Origin of the sequence: Streptomyces olivochromogenes (genome assembly GCF_021538895.1) — a bacterium.
Classification (GTDB): Bacteria; Actinomycetota; Actinomycetes; order Streptomycetales; family Streptomycetaceae; genus Streptomyces; species Streptomyces olivochromogenes_A.
Genome location: NZ_JADDRL010000090.1, coordinates 17,610 through 37,801 on the forward strand (window position 1 = coordinate 17,610; position 20,192 = coordinate 37,801).

18 protein-coding genes and 1 pseudogene are annotated in these 20,192 nt (G+C 71.8%); 10 read left to right on the plus strand and 9 right to left on the minus strand.

Going from position 1 to position 20,192, the window contains the following annotated elements:
* The first annotated feature begins 36 nt into the window (after positions 1 to 36).
* Genes IPZ69_RS33970 through IPZ69_RS33980 form a run of 3 tightly spaced genes read left to right on the plus strand, consistent with a single transcriptional unit; the run spans position 37 to position 3,657 of the window.
* Entirely contained in the window at positions 37 to 1,326 is a 1,290-nt protein-coding gene (locus IPZ69_RS33970; protein WP_235458521.1) for a hypothetical protein, read from the plus strand.
* Positions 1,323 to 2,909 (plus strand): vWA domain-containing protein, encoded by a 1,587-nt coding sequence (locus tag IPZ69_RS33975; RefSeq protein ID WP_235458522.1) that lies wholly within the window; start codon positions 1,323 to 1,325, stop codon positions 2,907 to 2,909. Before IPZ69_RS33970 ends, IPZ69_RS33975 begins: the two co-directional genes overlap by 4 nt.
* Positions 2,896 to 3,657, plus strand: coding sequence for a hypothetical protein (locus IPZ69_RS33980; RefSeq protein WP_235458523.1), 762 nt, complete (start codon positions 2,896 to 2,898; stop codon positions 3,655 to 3,657). Before IPZ69_RS33975 ends, IPZ69_RS33980 begins: the two co-directional genes overlap by 14 nt.
* 298 nt (positions 3,658 to 3,955) lie before the next feature.
* Here IPZ69_RS33980 and IPZ69_RS33985 read toward each other — a convergent pair whose 3' ends face one another.
* The 4 genes from IPZ69_RS33985 to IPZ69_RS34000 all read right to left on the minus strand — a co-directional run bounded on the left by IPZ69_RS33985 (position 3,956) and on the right by IPZ69_RS34000 (position 8,378).
* Positions 3,956 to 4,966, minus strand: coding sequence for an LLM class F420-dependent oxidoreductase (locus IPZ69_RS33985; RefSeq protein ID WP_235458524.1), 1,011 nt, complete (start codon positions 4,964 to 4,966; stop codon positions 3,956 to 3,958).
* A 112-nt stretch (positions 4,967 to 5,078) separates the two neighbouring features.
* Positions 5,079 to 5,843: a hypothetical protein gene (locus IPZ69_RS33990; protein ID WP_235458525.1), complete on the minus strand. Its 765-nt coding sequence runs from the start codon at positions 5,841 to 5,843 to the stop codon at positions 5,079 to 5,081.
* 191 nt (positions 5,844 to 6,034) lie between these two features.
* Positions 6,035 to 7,003: an N-acetylmuramoyl-L-alanine amidase gene (locus tag IPZ69_RS33995; RefSeq protein ID WP_235458526.1), complete on the minus strand. Its 969-nt coding sequence runs from the start codon at positions 7,001 to 7,003 to the stop codon at positions 6,035 to 6,037.
* Between the two features lie 187 nt (positions 7,004 to 7,190).
* Positions 7,191 to 8,378: a lipid-transfer protein gene (locus IPZ69_RS34000; RefSeq protein WP_235458527.1), complete on the minus strand. Its 1,188-nt coding sequence runs from the start codon at positions 8,376 to 8,378 to the stop codon at positions 7,191 to 7,193.
* A gap of 191 nt (positions 8,379 to 8,569) precedes the next feature.
* On the opposite strand from IPZ69_RS34000, the gene IPZ69_RS34005 reads away from it, so the two are divergent.
* From IPZ69_RS34005 to IPZ69_RS34020, 4 genes are all read left to right on the plus strand, one after another.
* Positions 8,570 to 10,312, plus strand: a complete 1,743-nt coding sequence (locus IPZ69_RS34005) for an MFS transporter (protein ID WP_235458528.1) — start codon at positions 8,570 to 8,572, stop codon at positions 10,310 to 10,312.
* A 158-nt stretch (positions 10,313 to 10,470) separates the two neighbouring features.
* A complete protein-coding gene (locus IPZ69_RS34010) occupies positions 10,471 to 11,160 on the plus strand; it encodes a class I SAM-dependent methyltransferase (protein ID WP_235458529.1) in 690 nt (229 codons plus the stop codon).
* A 131-nt stretch (positions 11,161 to 11,291) separates the two neighbouring features.
* Positions 11,292 to 11,831 (plus strand): SigE family RNA polymerase sigma factor, encoded by a 540-nt coding sequence (locus tag IPZ69_RS34015; protein WP_235458530.1) that lies wholly within the window; start codon positions 11,292 to 11,294, stop codon positions 11,829 to 11,831.
* A 29-nt stretch (positions 11,832 to 11,860) separates the two neighbouring features.
* Complete coding sequence (locus tag IPZ69_RS34020) at positions 11,861 to 12,658, plus strand: hypothetical protein (RefSeq protein ID WP_235458531.1); 798 nt, start codon at positions 11,861 to 11,863, stop codon at positions 12,656 to 12,658.
* Positions 12,659 to 12,686: 28 nt separating this feature from the next.
* On the opposite strand, the gene IPZ69_RS34025 is transcribed toward IPZ69_RS34020, so the two are convergent.
* The 4 genes and pseudogenes from IPZ69_RS34025 to IPZ69_RS34040 form a co-directional block, all read right to left on the minus strand.
* Positions 12,687 to 13,319 (minus strand): response regulator transcription factor, encoded by a 633-nt coding sequence (locus tag IPZ69_RS34025; RefSeq protein ID WP_235458537.1) that lies wholly within the window; start codon positions 13,317 to 13,319, stop codon positions 12,687 to 12,689.
* A gap of 263 nt (positions 13,320 to 13,582) precedes the next feature.
* Positions 13,583 to 14,851: a sensor histidine kinase gene (locus IPZ69_RS34030; RefSeq protein ID WP_235458538.1), complete on the minus strand. Its 1,269-nt coding sequence runs from the start codon at positions 14,849 to 14,851 to the stop codon at positions 13,583 to 13,585.
* Between the two features lie 26 nt (positions 14,852 to 14,877).
* On the minus strand, positions 14,878 to 15,594 hold the full coding sequence (locus IPZ69_RS34035) for an ABC transporter permease (RefSeq protein ID WP_235458532.1): 717 nt from the start codon (positions 15,592 to 15,594) through the stop codon (positions 14,878 to 14,880).
* Positions 15,594 to 16,542, minus strand: a pseudogene (locus IPZ69_RS34040) (ABC transporter ATP-binding protein). Before IPZ69_RS34040 ends, IPZ69_RS34035 begins: the two are co-directional and overlap by 1 nt.
* Positions 16,543 to 16,827: 285 nt before the next feature.
* On the opposite strand from IPZ69_RS34040, the gene IPZ69_RS34045 reads away from it, so the two are divergent.
* Genes IPZ69_RS34045 through IPZ69_RS34055 form a run of 3 tightly spaced genes read left to right on the plus strand, consistent with a single transcriptional unit; the run spans position 16,828 to position 19,768 of the window.
* Positions 16,828 to 17,685 carry a MaoC/PaaZ C-terminal domain-containing protein gene (locus tag IPZ69_RS34045; protein WP_235458533.1) on the plus strand — a complete coding sequence of 286 codons (858 nt, stop codon included), beginning with the start codon at positions 16,828 to 16,830 and terminating at the stop codon, positions 17,683 to 17,685.
* A 32-nt stretch (positions 17,686 to 17,717) separates the two neighbouring features.
* Entirely contained in the window at positions 17,718 to 18,794 is a 1,077-nt protein-coding gene (locus IPZ69_RS34050; RefSeq protein WP_235458534.1) for a Zn-dependent alcohol dehydrogenase, read from the plus strand.
* Positions 18,795 to 18,817: 23 nt separating this feature from the next.
* Positions 18,818 to 19,768, plus strand: a complete 951-nt coding sequence (locus tag IPZ69_RS34055) for a 3-oxoacyl-ACP reductase (RefSeq protein WP_235458539.1) — start codon at positions 18,818 to 18,820, stop codon at positions 19,766 to 19,768.
* Positions 19,769 to 19,826: 58 nt separating this feature from the next.
* Here the strand turns inward: IPZ69_RS34055 and IPZ69_RS34060 are convergent, their stop codons facing one another.
* Positions 19,827 to 19,979 carry a hypothetical protein gene (locus IPZ69_RS34060; protein WP_235458535.1) on the minus strand — a complete coding sequence of 51 codons (153 nt, stop codon included), beginning with the start codon at positions 19,977 to 19,979 and terminating at the stop codon, positions 19,827 to 19,829.
* Between the last annotated feature and the right edge of the window lie 213 nt (positions 19,980 to 20,192).

Here is a 20,192-nt window from a genome sequence, read left to right on the forward strand (position 1 = left end):
CCTGATGATCCTGCCCCCGGAGAGGCAGGAGTGCAGGTGTTCCACGCCAGACCCGTCACCGCCGAGGAGCCGCGGCTCACCGTACGAAGAGCCCGGCGCCGCTTCCCGCGCCACGTCCTTGTCGCACTCCCGCTGGCCCTCGCCGGACCGGTCTCGCTGCTCCTGCCCGGCGACAAGCCGGTGCCCTACCGGCACATCACCACGATCCAGGCCAGGATGGCCTCCAAGTCCGACTTCTTCAAAGACCCCGAAGTGCGGCGCCTGCTGCTGAAGCACGGCATCCGGGTCGACATCCACCGCCTCGGCTCCCGCGGCATCGCCACCCAGTCCCTCAAGGGCATGGACGTCGCCTTCCCGTCCGGCCAGCCCGCGGCGAAGCTGATCCTGGAACGGGAACGCAGGCAGGGCAGATCGGTGAAGTCGGCGCGGCCGTTCGCCACTCCGCTCGTACTCGCGACCTTCCGGGACTACGCCGAGACCTTGGTGAAGGCGGGGGTCGCCACACCGCAGCCGGGCACCAGCGAGGGCGACACGCTCTACTACAACCTCAAAATGGACAAGTTCATGGGTCTGCTCGACGGCAAGGACGACCCGAAGAACCGCCTCGACGGCACCGGCGCCACCGCGGACACCTGGAACGGCATCGGCTTCGACAAGGTCGGCGGCCGCAGCAACGGCGGCCGCGTCCTGGTCCGCACCTCCAGCGTCTGCGAGTCCAACTCCGCCGGCACCTACCTGAGCATCCTCGCCTTCGTAGCCAACGGAAACAGCACCCCGGGCACCGCGAACCCCAACAATCCCAAGCTCGCGGCCGACTCCGTGCAACGCCTGTCGGAGAAGATCAAACCCCTGATCAACTTGCAGGGCATGTGGGCCGACGAACAGGCCGACAGCTACTTCTCCGACCTCGGCGAGAGCATCGCCCCCGTCTCCGTGATCTACGAGCACCAGTACCTGGCCCACCAGATCGAGTACCACGACCGCCACCACCGGCAGGACACCGATCGCGTCCTGCTCTATCCCACGCCCTTCGCCCTCACCGAACCCCAGCTGATCGCCCTGACCGACAAGGGCGACCGGCTCAGCGACCTGATCGAGAGCGACGGCGAACTGCGCGACCGGGCCGTCGAACTCGGCTTCCGGGTGCGGTTCAGCGGCGAGGACGGCACCAGCGAGCGGCTCAACACGTACCTGCACGACCACGGCGTCCAGGTGCCGGCGCAAAACACCGACGAGACCAAGGTGTACGAGCCCGACCTGAAGGTCCTGGAGAGCATCATCAACTACGTGGGAAACTGCCCGCCGCCCGTCCAGGACGACCAGTGAGGCGGCACGCACGCGCCCTCACCGCCTGCCTGGCCCTGCTCCTCCTCGCCACCACCCTCACCACCTCCTGCGGCGACGACTCGGACGAGGTCACGCTCCGCGTCCTCGCCAGCCCCGAACTCGCCGACCTCGCACCGCTGCTGGGCGATCTGAGGGACCGGACCGGCATCCGGCTTGACATGGACTACCAGGCCACGGCCGACCTGGCCGGCCAGCCGCCCGCCGCCGGGAAACCGGCGTACGACCTCGCCTGGCCGGTCTCGGACCGCTCGTTCCTGCTGCGGCTCCAGGAATCCGGCAAGCTCACCGCCCGGCCCGAGTCGACCCCGATCATGCGCTCACCGGTCGTCGTCGGCCTCACCCCCGAGACCGCCGACAAGCTCCGCAAGCGCGTCCCCGGCGGTCGGCTGAGCTGGGCGGACATCGCCGACGCCGCCGCCGACGGCACCGTACGCTTCGGCATGGCCGACCCGCGGCGCAGCGACACCGGCCGGGCCGCCCTGGTCGGGGTAGCCACGGCGGCGGCCGGCACCGGCAGCGCGCTGCGCGAACAGGACGTCTCCTGCGACCGGTTGCGGGGTTTCCGCTCCGGCCAGACCCTCACCGGCGCCAGCTCGCGCGACCTGATCGACACCTATCTACACCACCAGGGCGAGGCCAACGCGCTCATCGCCCACGAGTCCGAGCTGCTGTCCCTGAACGCCACCCGGAAGTCGGCCCGGCCGCTGGAGATCGTCCATCCCGAGGACGGCATGGTGCTGTCCGACTTCCCGCTGCTGCTGCTCAACCCGGCCCGCCGCGCGGACTACGGCAAGGTGGTGGACTGGCTGCTCGGCGCCGACGTACAGCGCAAGCTGATGCGGCGGACGTACCGCCGCCCGGTCAACCAGGAGGTCAGGCCCACGGCCGCGTTGCGGGCCTCCGTCGGCAACGCCCTGTCGTTCCCCGACCGGCTGTCCATCGTGCGGCGGCTGGTCGACGACTACGGCGATCCCGACCACCGGTCGGCCGACCAGGTGGTGTTCCTGCTGGACTTCTCCACCTCGATGCGCGGCAGACGGATCGCCGACCTGCGCGCCGCCTTCGCCGGGCTCAGCGGCGCCGACTCGTCCGCCACCGGCAAGTTCGCTCGCTTCTACCGCGGGGAGCGGCTCACCGTCGTCCGGTTCGGCGGGCGCGTCCTGCAAGAACGCACCGTGACCGTGCGCGGCGACGGCGATCTGCGCACCCTCGACCGGGCGGTCGCCGACGGCGGCTTCGACGACTCCACCGCCGTCTGGTCGGCCCTCGACCGCGGCTACCGGCTCGCCGCCGACGCCGTGCGCGAGAAGCCCGAACGGCCGGTGGCGATCGTGCTGATGACCGACGGCGAGAGCAACTCCGGCATGACGTACGAGGCGTTCCTGCGCCGGCGTGCCCGGCTCGGCACCGCGGCACAGGCGGTGCCGACCTTCCCCATCCAGTTCGGAGAGGCCGACGCGGCCGCGCTCAAGCGGGTCGCGAAGGCGACCGGGGGCCGCATGGTCGACGCCAACCTCTCCTCCCTCTCCGAGGCGTTCAAGGAGATCCGTGGGTGCCATTGACAGCGAGTGGTGGGACGTCTGGGGCCGCCAGTGGGCCGTCCTGTGGCTGCTGACGCTGGCCGGCTGGATCTGGCTGCTCGGCTACGGCGTGACCGTCCTCCTGCGATGGCGCAGAACGCGCCGGGGCGGGGAGCGGGGCCGGGTCCGAGGCGTCTGCTTCCACCTCCATGAGAATCGCGTCATGGACCTCTTCCAGAGCGGCGGTTACGCGGTGGCCCTGGAGCAGGAGGTCGCGGACCGGACGAACCTCACCGCCGGCACCGGCGACAAGATCCCGGCGAAGGGCGGAGTCACCCGGGAGCGGGTCACGACGTACGTCCGGCAGAACACCCCGATCACGGTGATCCGGCTGCTCATGGACACGATGCGCAAGGAGGACGTCGTGGTCGACGCCGACCTCCTGACCGGCCGGCTGGTGCCCAACCGGGCGCTCGACGCGCGGTTGCGCGAGCGGGGCGGCGACCAGGTCGCGCTGAGCGACGTGATGTCGGAGTTCGTCTGGGTCACGGCCCGCTTCACCGCCCGCAGGCCGAACGGCGGCGACATCGTGCTGCGGGCCGGCTACGGCGACCCGGAGGAGCCCGCGCACATCAAGATCACGTGCGCGGTGCGGGACGTCCGCGAGGAGTTCCACGACGAGGAGTACTCCGACGGCGTCGAGTTCCAGGCCCGCTGCCTGGGCAAGGTGCGCAGCTGGAACCGCCAGGCCCGGGAGCTGACCCTGGACCCGGTCGCCATATTCCGCTGACCGGCTGGGGGGTGTCGTTTGGATCAGGCCGGCCGTGACGAGCGGTGCGGATCGGCCGACCCCGAGCGGGGTCATGGGGGTGCCCCCTGCTCGAGCGAAGTCGAGAGCTTGGGGGAGCGTGCGGCTGCAAGGCGGAGGAGGGAGTCGACGCGATGGGGGTCCCCCCTGTTCGAGCGAAGTCGAGAACTTGGGGGAGTCGGCGAGTGACGACAACGCGGCTGGGGGTCCCCCCTGCTCGAAGAGCTTGGGGGAGTGCGTGCCAGGGCCCGCGACGCCGGGATGATCCAAACGACACCCCCTAGGAGTTGAGCTCGGCGAGGACGCGCAGCGTGTGCGGGTCCGGGGCCAGCGCGAGCAGGTCGGTCACCGGGTCCGCGCGCCAGGCCGCCAGCCGTTCGGCGATGCGGGCGCGCGGGCCGACCAGGGAGATCTCGTCGGCGAAGGCGTCCGGGACGGCCAGTACGGCCTCCTCGCGCCGACCCGACAGGAACAGCTCCTGGATCCGGCGCGCCTCCTCCTCGTACCCCATGCGCGCCATCAGGTCGGCGTGGAAGTTGCGGGCCGCGTGGCCCATCCCGCCGATGTAGAAGCCGAGCATGGCCTTGACGGGCAGGAGCCCCGCGGCGACGTCGTCGCACACCCTGACCTGGGCCAGCGCGGCGACGCGGAAGCCCTCGGGCAGGTCGGACACGGCCGGCCCGTAGATCTCGGGGCGGCCCGGCGCCCAGTACAGCGGCAGCCAGCCGTCCGCGATGCGGATCGTCTGGGCGACGTTCTTCGGCCCCTCGGCGCCCAGGAGGACGGGCAGGTCCGGGCGCAGGGGATGGGTGATGGGCTTGAGCGGCTTGCCCAGGCCGGTGCCGTCCGGCCCCCGGTGGGGGAGGGAATGGAAGCGGCCGTCCAGGGCCACCGGCGCCTCGCGGCGCAGCACCTGCCGTACGACGTCGACGTACTCCCGGGTCGCGGTCAGCGGCGACTTCGGGAACGGGCGGCCGTACCAGCCCTCCACCACCTGCGGCCCGGACAGCCCGAGGCCGAGCAGCACGCGCCCGCCGGACAGGTGGTCCAGGGTGAGCGCGTGCATCGCGGTGGTCGTCGGCGAACGCGCCGCCATCTGCGCAACCGCCGTACCCAGCTTGATCCTTGAGGTCTGGGCGGCGATCCAGGTGAGCGGGGTGAACACGTCGGAGCCCCAGGACTCGGCCGTCCACACGGAGTCGTACCCGAGCCGCTCCGCCTCCCGCGCCAGCGGCACGTGTTCCGCGGAGGGGCCCCGGCCCCAGTAACCGAGTGCGAGACCGAGCCGCATACTGACTCCCCTCCTGCCCTTCTGACGGTACGTCAGAAACATCGGGAGGCGACTGTACGACAACGGCCCCCCGCCCGGAAGGGCGAGGGGCCGCGTGCCACGGTCGGGAGAGTCAGCCGCGCTGGATCCCGGAGGTGTCCTGCAGTACGCCGCGGCGGCCGTCCTGGGTCTGTGCGATCAGCTGCGCGCCGCGCTGCTCGACCGCCAAGTACCAGGTGCCCGGCGCCAGTTCGGCGATCGGCGACGGCGAGCCGTCCTCCGCGAACAGTGGCCGGGGCGCCGGAACGGCGAACCAGAACGGCGAGAAGTCCCCGGCAGGCTGCGGCGCGGCGCCCGGCTGCTGCTGCGGCGGCTGCTGACCGAACGGCTGCCCCTGCTGCGGCTGACCACCGAACGACGGCTGCTGCTGCGGGGCCTGGGCGCCCGGGTAGCCGTAACCACCCTGCGGCTGGGCGCCGTAGGGCTGGGGCGCGGCCGGCTTGGGGGCGGGGAGCAGGGCGGCCTGGAGGGCGGGGACCAAGGGGCTGGCGATGGCCCCGCCGGCGATGGCGAGAGCGGCGAGGAGGCCGAGGATGAGGCCGACGCCGGCGTCCACGTTGTCGGGAACGTCCACCAGCGTCCAGAACAGGGTCCAGGCGGACAGGATCGCGAAGCCGGTGCCGACCATACCGAGGTCCAGGCCGAGCACCTTGCGCTGCTGCGGCAGGGTGCGGTTGAGAACGATCAGCGCGGCTCCGATGACGGCCCCCATGTACGTGCCCAGGCCGGTCCCGAGGTCTTCCCATGCGTTCCGGCTGTTCGAGAAGCCGGAGTACGACACGGAGTATTCGGCGAGGAACGACGAGATGAAGAGCAACACCGCTGCTCCGATCACCACGCCGTCGCCTCGAGTGAGGGAGCGGATATTCACTTCAGGTCCTTCGTAGGTCGTCTCGTCAGCGGTAGAGGCGTCGCTGTCACCCTGTCGCCGTCAGGCCCCGGTGTGAAGCGCGGGGGTGGCCCCTCATCGTACGGATGACACTATCGTCCGCACGATCACGGTGTCCGCCCGGATCAGCCCGCCGATCCCTACCCGCGCAGGAAACTCACGATTCCCTCAGAGATCCCTTGCGCCGCCTTCTGCCGCCAGGCGCCGCTGGTGAGCAGTGCCGAGTCCTTGCTATCGCGCATGTTGCCGCACTCGATGAACACCTTGGGAACCGTTGACAGATTGAGACCGCCAAGGTCCTTACGCGTGACGAGACCGGTACCGTCGCCGACGTAGTTGGAGGGCGCGTCACCCGTGACGCGAACGAAGCTGCCCGCGACGCGTTCGCCCAGATCGCGGGAGGAGGCGACGATGGGGCGGGTGTCGGCGGCGCCCGCGTGCACGGACTCCGGGAGGATGACGTGGAAGCCGCGCTCGCCCTCGGCGGCGCCGTCGGCGTGCAGGGAGATGGCAGCGTCGGCCCGGGCGACGTTCCCGATCCGGGCGCGCTCATCGACGCACGGCCCCCAGGGCGGGCTGTCCCCGTCGTGGGTCAACTTGACCGTGGCGCCCTGCTCTTCCAGGAGCGTGCGCAGCCGGTGCGCCAGGTCCAGCGAGAACCGGGCCTCCGTGTAACCGGCGTTGGTGGACGTCCCGGTGGTGTCGCACTCCTTGCGGTTCGTGCCGATGTCCACCTGGCGGTTGATCTCCGCCGTGTGCTGGAAGTTGCCGGGGTTGTGCCCCGGGTCGATCACGACGACCTTGCCCTTGAGCGGGCCGGAGGCGGCCGGGCGGGAGGACGTGCGGGGGGAACCCGGCTTCTTGGCGTCGTCGCTGGGGGACGCGGACCGGGGCGAGGCCGAGGCGGGCGCGGCGGACGTCGAGGTCGACGCCGAGCCGGAGGCGTTCGGCTTGCCGGAGGAGTCCGAGCCGCCGGGGCCGCCCACCGCCTCGTACACGAGCCAGCCGAGCAGCGCACCGGGGACCAGCGCGGCGAGCGCGACGGTCAGCGGCGCCCGGCGGGGGCGGCGCGGGTGCGGAGGATCGAAGTCCGGGCCTACGTACGACACGCCTGCCACCCTAGCGGCCGTCCTCGGGGCACAGCTCGTCCAGCGCCGTCCAACGGGTGACGCGTCACCGGCTGCCCGAGGTCAGCGACCTCGCGAGCGTGAGTACGGCCGGGTGCGCCCCGCCGCCGACCACCTTGCCAGGCCCCTCGTGGCCGGAGCCCTCCGGCACCCGTGCGACGACGGCCGCCTACACCGCCCGTACCAGCGTCACGACCGCCGCTCCGCCCAGCCCGATGTTGTGCGCGAGGCCCACCCGGGCGCCCGCCACCTGCCGCTGTCCCGCCTCGCCCCGCAGCTGCCACACCAGCTCGGCGACCTGGGCGAGGCCCGTGGCGCCGAGCGGGTGTCCCTTGGAGATGAGGCCGCCGGACGGGTTCACCACCCACCGGCCGCCGTACGTGGTCGCCCCGGACTCGACGAGCTTCCCCGACTCACCGGGCTCGCACATGCCGAGGGCCTCGTAGGTGAGCAGCTCGTTGACCGAGAAGCAGTCGTGCAGCTCGACGACGTCCACGTCCTCGATGCCGAGGCCGGCCCGCTCGTACACCTGCCGGGCGGCCTCCCGCGACATGGGCTGTCCGACGACGTCGATGCAGGAGCCCGACGCGAAGGACTCCTCGGTGTCCGTGGTCATCGCCTGCGCGACGAGCTCGACGACGCCCCGCAGGCCGCGCCGCTCGGCGAACCGCTCCGACACCACCACGGCCGCCGCGGCGCCGTCCGAGGTCGGCGAGCACTGGAGCTTCGTCAGCGGGCGGTGGACCGTGCGCGCCGCGAGGATGTCGTCGACCTCGTACACGTCCCGGAACTGGGCGTTCGGGTTGTGCGCGGAGTGCCGGTGGTTCTTGGCGGCCACGGCGGCGAGCTGCGCCTCGGTCGTGCCGTGGCGCTCCATGTGCTCGCGCGCCGCGTCGCCGAAGATCTGGGCGGTCGGCGGGGTCATCTCGAAGCCGTGCCGGGCCGCCATGATCCCGTAGTGCCGGGCGACGGGGGAGGTGGAGAAGTCCCCGCCGTCGGCGCCGCCGCCGAGCGCTCCCTTCTTCATCTTCTCGAAGCCCAGCGCGAGGACGCAGTCGGCCGCCCCGCCCTCGACGAGCTGGCGCGCGAGCATCAGCGCGGTGGCGCCGGTCGCGCAGTTGTTGTTGACGTTGTAGACGGGGATGCCGGTCAAGCCGAGCTCGTACGCGGCTCGCTGGCCGGCCGTGGAGGGCTGGAAGCAGTAGCCGACGGGAACCTGTTCCACATCGGCGTACGAGACTCCCGCGTCGGTGAGGGCGGCGCCACCCGCCTCCCGCACCATGTCCCAGTACTGCCATTCTCGGGTCTCGGGCTTCTCGAACCTGGTCATCCCGACCCCGGCGACGTAGGCCTTCATGGGGCGCAGAGTAGAACACGTTCTATATAGAGGCCATCCCTTGACGGAAGGTCAGATCGTCATGGGAAGGTCAAGAATTCGTTAGAGGCTCGAAGCAACGGAATAGTTGCCCGTGCATACGAGGTTGATCATGCACGTATCCCGCGCGATCACCGGCGCACCCCACTCTTCCGGCCCGGAGGCCTCACTCAATGACGCACACGACGACCGACCAGCCCACCCGGAGAGCGAGCGGGGCCCTGGTCCCGGTGCTGGCCTTCGCGGGCATCGTGGTCGCGGTGATGCAGACCCTGCTCGTCCCGGTCATCAAGGACCTGCCGCAGCTGCTGGACACCGAGCCGAGCAACGCCACCTGGGTCCTGACCTCGACCCTTCTCTCGGGTGCCGTCGCCACCCCGATCATGGGCCGCCTCGGCGACCTGTACGGCAAGCGGCGCATGCTGATCCTCAGCCTCGCCGTGATGGTGGTCGGCGCGCTGATCAGCGCCCTCACCAGCCAGCTGCTCACGATGATCGCCGGCCGTACCCTCCAGGGCTTCGCCATGGGCGCGATCCCGCTGGGCATCGGCCTGATGCGCGACATGCTGCCGCGCGAGAAGCTCGGCTCGGCGATGGCCCTGATGAGCTCCTCGATCGGCGTCGGCGGCGGCCTCGCGCTGCCGCTCGCCGCCCTGGTCGCACAGCACGCCGACTGGCACGCCCTCTTCTACGGCGCCGCCGGCCTCGGCGTGCTCTCCATCGTCCTCACCCTGCTCATCGTGCCGGAATCCCCGATGCGCGCCGAGGGCTCCTTCGACGTGCTGGGCGCGCTGGGCCTGTCCACCGGCCTGGTCCTGCTGCTCCTGCCGATCACCAAGGGCAGCGACTGGGGCTGGTCCTCCGGCACCACGCTCGGCCTGTTCGCCGCGTCCGTCGCCGTCCTGCTCCTGTGGGGCGTCTTCGAACTGCGCACCAAGGCCCCGCTGGTCGACCTGCGCACCACCGCCCGCCGCGAGGTGCTCCTCACCAACCTCGCCTCGATCATGGTCGGCGTCAGCTTCTACGTCGTCTCGCTCGTCCTGCCCCAGCTGCTCCAGCTGCCGAAGGCCACCGGGTACGGCCTCGGCCAGTCGATGGTCGTCGCCGGTCTGCTCGTCGCGCCGCTCGGCCTGACCATGATGTTCACGGCGCCCGTCTACGCCCGCCTGTCGGCGAAGTACGGCCCCAAGGTCACCCTGATCCTCGGCATGCTGATCATCGGGATCGGCTACGGCGCCGGCCTCGGCCTGATGAGCGCCGCCTGGCAGAGCCTGGTCATCTCGGTCGTCCTGGGCGCGGGCATCGGCCTCGCCTACTCCTCCCTGCCCGCCCTGATCGTCGGCGCGGTCCCGGCCTCCGAGACCGGCGCGGCCAACGGCCTCAACACCCTGATGCGGTCGATCGGTACGTCCGTCTCCAGCGCCGTCATCGGCATGGTGCTCGCCAACACGGCGAACCACGTGGGCGGCATGGCGATACCGACCATGCACGGCTTCCGCCTCTCCTTCCTCATCGCGACGGCCGCGGTGGCGGTCGGCCTGCTGCTGGCCCTGTTCCTGCCGAAGCCGAACCGCCCGGCCCAGCACACCCAGCTGCGCGCCAGCAGCGAGGAGGAGGCGGGCATCGCGCACGCCGAGGAGGTGCTGCGGGGATTCCGCGGCCGTGTCCTGGACGCCGACGGCGCCCCGGTCGCCCGCGCCAAGGTCACCTTGATCGACCGCCGGGGCCGGCAGGCGGGCGCGACCGTCTCCGCCGAGGACGGCAGCTACGCCCTCGTCGTCCCCGCCGAGGGCGCCTACGTCCTGGCCGCCAAGGCCGCGGGCCACGGCCCGCACGCCGCCTCGGCGACGCACGCGGGCGACGAGCGGCCGGTGGACCTGGACCTGCCGCTGCCGGGGGAGGCGCTCTCGGCCTGAGCACCGGATCGCGCCGGGATGCACTGAGGTCCGCCGAGATTCATCGAGGCCCACCGAGGCTCACTGAGATCCACACCACCCGCACCCCCTGTCGCCTCGGCGGCGGGGGGTGCGGAAGCATGGGGCGCCGAGAACGTCGTACGACCGAGAGGAACCCCATGCCCGCGGCACCCTCCCCCAAGCGCTCGACTGCGCTCGAGCAGGGGGGACCCCCATCCGAGATCCTGGCCGCGTTCGAGGCCGCGAAGGGGTTCATGCCCGTGGACGAGGGGCTCGCGCTGTACGCGGCCGCAGTGGAGGCGGGCCGGCTGGGGCTGCCGCTGCTGGAGGTCGGGACGTACTGCGGACGCTCGACGATCCTGTTCGCGGACGCGGCCCGCGAGTCCGGGGTCACCGCGCTCACCGTCGACCACCACCGGGGCAGCGAGGAGCAGCAGCCGGGCTGGGACTACCACGACCCCGAGACGGTCGACCCCGAGATCGGCCTGATGGACACGCTGCCGACGTTCCGCCGCACCCTGCACCGGGCGGGTCTGGAGGAGCACGTGGTGGCGCTGGTCGGCCGCTCGCCGCAGATCGCCGCGATCTGGGGGACGCCGCTGGGGCTGGTCTTCGTCGACGGCGGCCACACCGACGAGCACGCCACCGCCGACTACGAGGGCTGGGCCCCGCACGTCGCCGAGGGCGGCCTCCTCGTCATCCACGACGTGTTCCCCGACCCGGAGGACGAGTTCACCGGCCAGGCCCCGTACCGCGTGTATCTGCGCGCGCTGGAGTCCGGCGCGTTCACGGAGGTCTCGGCGACCGGCTCGCTGCGGGTGCTGCGGCGCACGGGGGCCGGAATCTAGGGCGTTCGGGGCGTCTGGGGCGGGCGTCCACGGAGGGCGTTCAGGCGTACGAAAGAAAGGCGCACGCCTCCACCAAGTGAGGCAACGATCCGGGGGGCTCGTGGACTCCTTTGTACATCTAGGAGGTGCCCATGGGGGATCGGAAGAAGGCTCGGGACGAGGAGTTCCAGAGCTTTGTCGTCGGCCGCTGGCCGCGGCTGATGCGTACGGCATTTCTCCTCACGGGGGAGCAGCACGCCGCCGAGGATCTGGTCCAGTCGACCCTCGAACAGGTCTATGTGGCCTGGCGCAGGGTCGGCTCGGCGGACGACCCGGAGGCCTACGTACGGCGCGTGATGATCAACGCGCACGCACGCAAACACCGCCGCAGGCTCAAGGAGTTCCTGGCGCCCAAGGACGACTCCGGCCTGGTACGCGAGGTCGCGGACACGGGCGACCGCATGTCCCAGGCCGACGACCGCAGCGCCCTGCTGAAGGCGCTCGCCCAACTGCCCGCGCGGCAGCGGGAGGCGGTGGTCCTGCGGTACTGGGAGGACCTGACGGAGACGCAGACGGCCGAGGCGATGGGCTGTTCGGTGGGCACGGTCAAGAGCAACGCGGCCAAGGGGATCGCGAAACTCCGCGCCATACCGGGACTGGCCGAGACGGTGACGCAGGGAGGGCGGAAGTGATGAGCGCGGATCGGGAGAGGAACCACGACATGACACGGACGGACATCGCCTTCCTCCTCGCGGACGCCGCGGACGAGGTCGAGATCGGTATAGCCCCGGTGCAGGCGGTGATGCGCGGCGGACGGCGCCGCAGGGCGCGGCGCTGGGCGGTGGCGGCGGCCACGACGCTGGTGCTGGCCGGGTCGACGGGCGCCCTGGCGGTGACGGGACTGCCCGGCGACGGACACGGGGACCGGCGGACGAACGTGGCGCACCCGCCGTCCTCCCCGGAGGCGCGGCATGTGTACGAACCGCAGACGACCGAGCTGTCGCGGGGCACGCACAAGGGCAAGCCCTGGTACGTCGACATCCAGGTGTGGGGAGCGCCGCGGGACGAGGGGGAGGCGAACCAGCAGCTCGCTTCGATGGACGAGTGGGGGCTGCACCCGGCGGTCGACAAGCCCGCCCAAGTGGTCGGCAAGATCTCGTACTTCGTGACCATGAAGTACGGCTCCGACAGCCCCCAGCAGATCCTGTTCGACTCGGTGAAGAAGCTGGACCGCCCGTCGGGCACGGATCTGGAGTCCGCGTCCCTCCCCCTGGACAAGGCCGGCGACGGTCCCGCCGGGGACCGGCTGGTGGTCGGATCGGTCGCCAAGACGGCGCGGGAGGTCACCTGCTACTGGAAGAACGGCACGACGTCCGTCGCCAGGACGGGCCCGGTGATCTACAACCACAACATTCCGGCCCCCGCGATCGTGCCGGCCGAGGGGTATCCGGCGGCGAACTGGTTCGTGTGCGCGGCACCGGAGGGCACGACCTACCAGACGGCGGAGGTGACGAAGTAGCGCGAGCGCCCGGAGCGGGAGGCGCCGCTCACAGCCAGCCCTGCTGGCGCGCCTCCCGTACCGCCTCCGCCCGGTTGCGGGTGCCCGTCTTGCCGATCGCGGAGGACAGGTAGTTGCGGACCGTCGACTCGGACAGATGCAGCCTGCCGGCGATGTCGGCGACGGTCGCGCCGTCCACCGACGCCTTCAGCACGTCGCACTCGCGGGCGGTGAGCGGACTGGGCCCGGCGCTCAGCGCGGCCGCGGCCAGCGCCGGGTCGACCACCGTCTCCCCGGTGAGCACGCGCCGGATCGCCTCGGCCAGCTCCTCCACCGGCCCGTCCTTGACCAGGAATCCGGCGGCCCCGGCCTCCATGGCCCGGCGCAGGTAGCCGGGCCGGCCGAAGGTGGTCAGGATCAGCACCCGGCAGTCGGGCGCCTGTTCGCGCAGCGCGGCCGCCGCGTCCAGGCCGCTCATGCCCGGCAGTTCGATGTCCAGCAGGGCCACGTCGGGCCGGTGCAGGAGCACGGTGTCGACGATCGCGTCGCCGGTGGCGACCTGGGCGACCACCTCGATGTCGCCCTCCATGCCCAGCAACAGGGCCAGGGCGCCGCGCATCATGCCCTGGTCCTCGGCGAGGAGAACTCTGACAGAGGCTACTGGTCGGTGGTCCGCGGGCATCTCGTCAGCCATTGACACAGGCTACGGCCAGCCGGCCGACTCGGAGCGGCGGCAAGCCCCTCCACAGGGTCCGCGGACCGGCACGAGGTTGTCGGCCGAGCCACACCCGTTCGCCGTCGCCACCCATGGTGAGCCCTGACCGCACGTCATCCGAGGAAGGGGCCGGCACACCGGATTCCGTCCGCCGGCCCCAGCCGACCGGCTCAACCGGTGCCCACCGCGCCGTTCGCGCGCATCGTGGAGCGACGACGTCAGCCGGGCCGTCAGCTCGCCCTGGGTGCCGTCGCCGCCCCGACCGCCGACAGTTCCGCCGGTTCCGTGGGGAGTTCGGCGGTCACCGTGAAGCCGCCGCGCGGTGACGGGCCGGCCCGTAGGGAGCCGCCCGCCGCCGCGAGGCGTTCGGTCAGGCCCTTGAGACCGGTGCCGCCGATGCCCTCCCGGGGTTCGGCGGCCGCCGCGCCGGTGCCGTCGTCCGTGACCGTCAGCCGGGCCCGCTCCGGGCTGCTCTCTACGGTGATCTCGCAGCGGCCGGCGTCGCTGTGCCGCACGACGTTGGTGACCGCCTCGCGCACCACCCAGCCCAGCAGGGCCTCCGTCTGCGGGGTGAGCGGGGTACCGGACTGCCTGACCACCGGCTCCACGCTCGCCGCAGACAGGGCCGAACGGGCCCGGGTCAGCTCCGTGGCCAGGCTGCCCTCCCGGTAGCCGGTCACCGCCTCGCGGATCTCGGTCAGCGCCTGTCTGCCGACCGACTCGATGTCGCTGATCTGCGACAGCGCCGCGTCCATGTCGCGTGGGGCGAGGCGCCGGGCCGCCTCCGACTTCACCACGATCACCGACAGGGTGTGGCCGAGCAGGTCGTGCAGATCGCGGGAGAAGCGCAGGCGCTCCTTCTCCACCGCGCGCCGTGCGAGTTCCTCGCGGGCGGCGCGCAGTTCCCGTACGGCTTCGCTGAGGCCCAGGATCGCGGCGGTCACCATGCTCGACAGGAAGGTGCCGTAGGCGATGTTCACCGCGTCCCACCCGTCGCGGAAGCCGGAGACGGTGCCGGCGAACGCGGCCAGCAGGATGCCCGTCCGGCCCAGCCACGGCCCGCGCAGGGTGGCGCCCGCCGCGAGGCCCAGCAGGGGGAAGAACAGCAGCCAGCTGCCGCCGTACCCGAGGGCCAGGCTCGTGGTCAGCAGGCCCATCAGCAGCAGTGCCACCCGGGTGGACGTCGCCTCGCGCTTCTCCCGGTCGAAGGCGCGGAACGTCACATAGATGTACAGCGAGTTGAAGGCGAGCAGGCCCAGGCCGCCGATCCACGGGTTGGGGGTCTTGTCCTGGAAGAGATTGGAGAAGGAGCCCAGCCCCATGAGGAGCCACGGCAGCAGGGCGAAACCGGTCGGCGGCGGGCCCGGGTGCTCATGCGTCCGCCCGTCCTTCCGGGCGGCCTTCTGCGCGGCCCGGAAGCGCTCCATGTCCGCCTTCCAGTCCGCCCGCGCGGCCTGCCAGGCGGCCACCTGGCACCGTATCCCCCGCCACCACGACATGTCGTTGTTCACCCGAGATCCCCCGATCAGCTGTTCCCCGCCCTACGGCGGTACGACAGCACAGCGTACGAACAGAACACCAACATCCAGGACGTCAGGACGAGGACGGCGCCGGGTGCCGGGGCGCGTCCGTCGCTGACCGCGACCCCGAGCTGGGCGAAGCGGCTGGTCGGGGTGTACGCGGACAGGGAGCGCAGCCAGTGCGGGAACAGGGCGACCGGGAACCACAGGCCGCCCAGCACCGCCAGGCCCAGATTGCACACCATGTTCGCCACGCCCGTGGCCGGCCCGGTCAGCCGGTAGCCGTTGCCGATGCCGAGCAGCGTGAAGGGGATCGAACCGAGCCAGAGCAGCACCGCGATCGCCGCCCACTGCCAGGCCTGCAGTCGTACGCCGTTGGCCAGGCCGCCCGCCGCGAGCACCGCGACGATCGCCGGGAGCACGGTCACCGAACCGGTCAGCGCCCGCCCGATCACCACCTCGCGCGGGGTCATCGGCGTCACCCGCAGCTGGCGCAGCCAGCCGATCGCCCGGTCCTCGGCGACCGCGCCGCCGGTATTGAGGGCCGAGCCGACCGCGCCGTAGGCGGCCATGCCGACCATGGAGGCGGTCTTCCAGGCGCTGTCGTTCTCGCCGAGGTTGGTGAACAGCAGGTACATCATCACCGGCATCGCGATCCCGCCGATCACGAAGCCCGTGTCGCGCAGCGTGCGGCGCACTTCGAGGCGCAGGTAGTCCCACATCAGACCGTCTCCGTCTTCGTTTCGTGCGAGGTCAGGGACAGGAACGCGTCGTCCAGCGAGGCCGGGGCGACCTCCAGGCCGTGTATCGCGCCGAGCGCGGCGAGTGCGACGACGGTCGCGTCGGAGTCGTCCGTGCGCAGCCGCGCCCGGCTGCCGCGCACCTGGACGGACCGCACCCCGGGCAGCAGGTCCAGGAAGTCCGGGTCGCGGCCGGCCAGGTCGACGCAGACCAGATTGCCGCCGGCCGCCCGGCGCAGCTCCTCGCCCGTGCCGTCGGCGACGATCCGGCCGCGGTCGATGACGACGATCCGGTCGGCGTGCGCGTCGGCCTCCTCCAGGTAGTGGGTGGAGAACAGCACGGTGTGGCCGCGCCGCGCGTACGCCCGCATCGAGTCCCAGAAGGCGTGCCGGGCCTCGACGTCCAGGGCGGCGGTCGGCTCGTCCAGCACGAGGAGGGAGGGGTCCCCGGCCAGCGCCACCGCGAACCGCACCCGCTGGACCTGCCCGCCCGACAGCCGGTCCACCCGCCGACCCGCCAGCTCCGCGATCCCGGCCAGTTCCAGCGCCCGGGTCACGGGCATCGGCGCCGGGTAACGGGAGGCGACGAAGGTGACCAGCTCCCCGACCGTGACCCGGGGCACCGCGCGCGCCTCCTGGAGCATGGCGCCCACCCGGCCCGCGCGCACGGACCGCTCGGGGGCGGTGCCGAAGAGCTCGAACGTGCCCGCGTCGGGCCGGTACAGGCCGAGCAGCAGGGCGATCGCGGTGGATTTGCCGGCGCCGATGGGGGCACCTCCCTGCTCGAGCGAAGCCGAGAGCTTGGGGGAGGCCGAGCAGGGCGACCGTCTCGCCGCGCGCGATCCGCAGGTCGACGCCGTCGACGGCGCGCACGGAGCCGTACGCCTTGGCCGCTGCCGTGAAGGACACGGCGGGGGATGTCGATGTCATGCCTACGACGCTAGGAATCCGCACCCCCCGCACGGCAGAGGCGCATGTACGGACTCGGGCAGGACAAATGTCACGGCACGCCGAGCTGACACCTCGTCAGGAGCCTTCACAACTGAAGGGTGCTGGGCTATACAAGGGGCGCCGGACTGGAACGCGTTCTAGGTCGGCCCGTGACGACCTCGGTGCGGCCGACGGTGCGGACGGCCGTGCCGGGGTCTTGAAGCCGCCGTCGCCGTGAGCCGCCCGCGTCAGCAGTTCGTGTCAGCCGCCAGTGTCAGGAGCCGTATGCCCATCGACGCAGCCAAGGCCCTCGCCGCCGAACCCCGTTCCGGCGAGATCACCTGGGACCGCAAGGACGTCCAGCTCTACCACCTCGGCATCGGCGCCGGCCGCCCCGCCACCGACCCCGACGAGCTGCGCTACACCCTGGAGTCCCGGCTGCACGTCCTGCCGAGCTTCGCCACCGTCGCCGGCTCCGGATCGCCCGGCGTGATCAGCGGCCTGTCCATGCCCGGCGTCGACGTCGACCTCGCCCGTGTGCTGCACGGCGGCCAGGCGCTGACCCTGCACCGGCCCATCCCCGTCGAGGGCACCGCGACCGCCAGCGGCCGGATCGCCGCCGTCCACGACAAGGGCAAGGCCGCCGTGCTCGTCATGCGCACCGAAGTCGGGGACGCCGACGGCCCGTTGTGGACCAACGACGCCCAGATCTTCGTACGAGGGGAGGGCGGCTGGGGCGGCGATCGCGGCCCCGCCACCCGGCTGGAACCCCCGGCCGGCGAGCCCGACCGGACCGTCGAGCGGCCGATCCGCGAGGACCAGGCCCTGCTCTACCGCCTCTCCGGCGACTACAACCCGCTGCACGCCGACCCCGAGTTCGCCAAGCTCGCCGGGTTCGACCGGCCCATCCTGCACGGGCTGTGCACCTACGGCATGACGCTCAAGGCGGTCGTCGACACGCTGCTCGACGGCGATGTGACCCGGGTCCGCTCCTACGCCACGCGCTTCGCCGGAGTGGTGTACCCGGGCGAGACCCTGCGCATCCGCATGTGGCGCGGGGCGGATGCGGTACGGGTCGCCGTGAGCGTGGCCGAGCGGGACGACGCGCCCGTCCTCGCCGACACCGTCGTCGAACACTCCTGAGCCCACGCAAGCACTCCGAGGGGAGCCGCACCATGCGCGCAGCGGTACTGCACGAGATCGGCCAGGACAAGCTGGAGGTCTTCGACGACGTCGAGGCGGTGGGCTTCGGCCCCGGCAAGGTGCGGGTCCGGGTGCGGGCCACCGGGCTGTGCCACTCGGACCTGTCGGCGATGAGCGGGGTGCTGCCGCAGCCGGCGCCGTTCGTGCCCGGGCACGAGGGTGCGGGCGAGATCCTCGAAGTCGGCGAGAACGTCACGCACCTCAAGCCCGGCGACCGGGTCGTCGTGTGCTGGCTGCCGGCCTGCGGTGCCTGTCCCGCCTGCAAGCGCGGTCAGACCGAACTGTGCCTGGCCGGGTTCATGAACGCGGGCGTCCCCAACTTCAAGCGCGCGGGCGGCGACATGTTCGGCTTCGCGGGCACCGGCACCTTCGCCGAGGAGGTCGTCGTCGACGCGGGCTGCGCCGTGCTGATCCCCGACGACGTGCCCTTCGACATCGCCGCGCTCATCGGCTGCGGGGTGACGACCGGACTCGGCGCCGCGCTCAACACCGCGGACGTGGAGGCCGGTTCGTCGGTCGCCGTCATCGGCTGCGGGGGCGTCGGCATCTCCGCGATCCAGGGAGCGCGGCTGAAGGGCGCCGCCGAGATCGTCGCCGTCGACCCGGTCGCCTCCCGGCGCGAGTCGGCGCTGCGGTTCGGTGCCACGAAGGCCGTCTCGCCGGAGGAACTGGCCGACGCCAAGCAGCAGGTCACCGCCGGCGAGGGCTTCGACTACGTCTTCGAGGTCGTCGGCCGCTCCGCCACCGCCCGCACGGCGTACGAGAACACCCGGCGCGGCGGCACCCTCGTCGTGGTCGGCGCGGGCGCCATGGACGACTACCTCCAGCTCAACATGTTCGAGCTGTTCTTCGACGAGAAGCGGATCCTGCCCTCGATGTACGGCGGCGGCGACGTCCTGCGCTCCTACGAGCGGACCATCGCCCTGTGGCGGGCGGGCCGTATCGACCTGGAGGGCCTGATCACGCACCGGGTGCCGCTCGCCGAGATCAACGAGGCGCTGGACCAGATGCGTACCGGGACGGCCCTGCGTACGTGCATAGAGATCTGACGGGGAGTCGCATGTCGACCGGTATGTCACTGCCACTCGAAGGCCTCACCGCGATCGTCACGGGCGCGGGCCGCGGGCTGGGCCGGGCCGAGGCGCTGGAGCTCGCCCGGCTCGGCGCGGCCGTCGTCGTCAACGACTACGGGCAGCCCGGCCGGGACGGCTCGGGCGAGGCCTCCGCCGGCCCCGCCGAGGAGGTCGCCGCCGAGATCCGCGCCGCGGGCGGCCGGGCGCTCGCCCACACCGGCGACGTCGCCGACTTCGAGCGGGCCCGGGAGCTGGTCCAGCTGGCGATCGGTGAGTTCGGGAAGCTGGACGTCCTGGTCAACAACGCGGGCATCCTGCGCGACCGCATGGTCTTCTCGATGACCGAGGACGAGTGGGACTCGGTGATCCGGGTCCATCTCAAGGGCCACTTCAACACCACCCACTTCGCGGCCGCGTACTGGCGCGAGCGGTCCAAGGCGGCCGGGAAGCCGGTCTACGGGCGGATCGTGAACACCTCCTCGGAGGCGTTCCTGGCCGGTTCGGCGGGCCAGCCCAACTACGCGGCCGCCAAGGGCGGAATCGTCGGCCTGACCACCTCCACGGCCCTCGCGCTCGGCCGGTACGGCGTGACGGCCAACGCCATCTGCCCGCGCGCCCGGACCCGGATGACCGAGGACGTCTTCGCCGGGCTGCACGAACCCGCCGAGGGCCTCGACCCGCTCGCCCCCGAGCACGTCGCCCCGCTCGTCGGCTACCTGGCCTCACCCGCCGCCGCACAGCTCAACGGTCAGCTGCTCGTCGTGCACGGCGGCATGGTCGCGATCGTCGAACGACCGCGCGTCCAGGCGAAGTTCGACAGCAAGCAGGACACATTTACGTACGACGAACTGGACGCGCTGCTCACCCCGCACTACGCGGACCGGCCGCCGGGGGAGACCTTCGCGGCGGCGGAGGTGCTCGGGCTCAAGCGCGAGGACGAACACCGCTGATGCGCGGGCGACATACGAAGGGGGCCCATCGGTCGATGGGCCCCCACACTGCGTATCCTCAGGCCGCCGACTCGGCCGGCTCCGGCTTGCGGTGCCGGCCGTGCGGAACCGTTTCGCTGTCCTGACCGGACACCGGGCCGCGGTGCTTACCGTGGCCGGCGGTCTCCTGAAGGTCGGCGGACAACTGCTCGGACGTACTCACGTCGTTCATCGGAAGAATTCACCCCGTCAACATCATCTTTCGTACAGCCGGGCGAGTGTAACCGGCACACCACGGGCCGAATCCAGGCAGGCACGCCAACCGCCACTAGTTCGTTACAAGACGTCCGAGCGGGGCCTGTTGCAGAGGTACCGGACGCGCCACGACCGGTTCCGGAGGATCCGGTTCCGCCGGCTGTCCGGGTGTGTCCCACTCCATGACAGC

What these genes read in the sequence shown, in the direction of transcription:
- IPZ69_RS33985 (WP_235458524.1), bottom strand. Translation starts at nt 4,966, where the DNA reads ATGCGGCTCGGTCTCGCACTCGGTTACTGGGGCCGGGGCCCCTCCGCG.
- IPZ69_RS34000 (WP_235458527.1), bottom strand. Translation starts at nt 8,378, where the DNA reads ATGAAGGCCTACGTCGCCGGGGTCGGGATGACCAGGTTCGAGAAGCCC.
- IPZ69_RS34005 (WP_235458528.1), top strand. Translation starts at nt 8,570, where the DNA reads ATGACGCACACGACGACCGACCAGCCCACCCGGAGAGCGAGCGGGGCC.
- IPZ69_RS34010 (WP_235458529.1), top strand. Translation starts at nt 10,471, where the DNA reads ATGCCCGCGGCACCCTCCCCCAAGCGCTCGACTGCGCTCGAGCAGGGG.
- IPZ69_RS34015 (WP_235458530.1), top strand. Translation starts at nt 11,292, where the DNA reads ATGGGGGATCGGAAGAAGGCTCGGGACGAGGAGTTCCAGAGCTTTGTC.
- IPZ69_RS34020 (WP_235458531.1), top strand. Translation starts at nt 11,861, where the DNA reads ATGACACGGACGGACATCGCCTTCCTCCTCGCGGACGCCGCGGACGAG.
- IPZ69_RS34025 (WP_235458537.1), bottom strand. Translation starts at nt 13,319, where the DNA reads ATGCCCGCGGACCACCGACCAGTAGCCTCTGTCAGAGTTCTCCTCGCC.
- IPZ69_RS34030 (WP_235458538.1), bottom strand. Translation starts at nt 14,851, where the DNA reads ATGTCGTGGTGGCGGGGGATACGGTGCCAGGTGGCCGCCTGGCAGGCC.
- IPZ69_RS34035 (WP_235458532.1), bottom strand. Translation starts at nt 15,594, where the DNA reads ATGTGGGACTACCTGCGCCTCGAAGTGCGCCGCACGCTGCGCGACACG.
- IPZ69_RS34045 (WP_235458533.1), top strand. Translation starts at nt 16,828, where the DNA reads ATGCCCATCGACGCAGCCAAGGCCCTCGCCGCCGAACCCCGTTCCGGC.
- IPZ69_RS34050 (WP_235458534.1), top strand. Translation starts at nt 17,718, where the DNA reads ATGCGCGCAGCGGTACTGCACGAGATCGGCCAGGACAAGCTGGAGGTC.
- IPZ69_RS34055 (WP_235458539.1), top strand. Translation starts at nt 18,818, where the DNA reads ATGTCACTGCCACTCGAAGGCCTCACCGCGATCGTCACGGGCGCGGGC.
- IPZ69_RS34060 (WP_235458535.1), bottom strand. Translation starts at nt 19,979, where the DNA reads ATGAACGACGTGAGTACGTCCGAGCAGTTGTCCGCCGACCTTCAGGAG.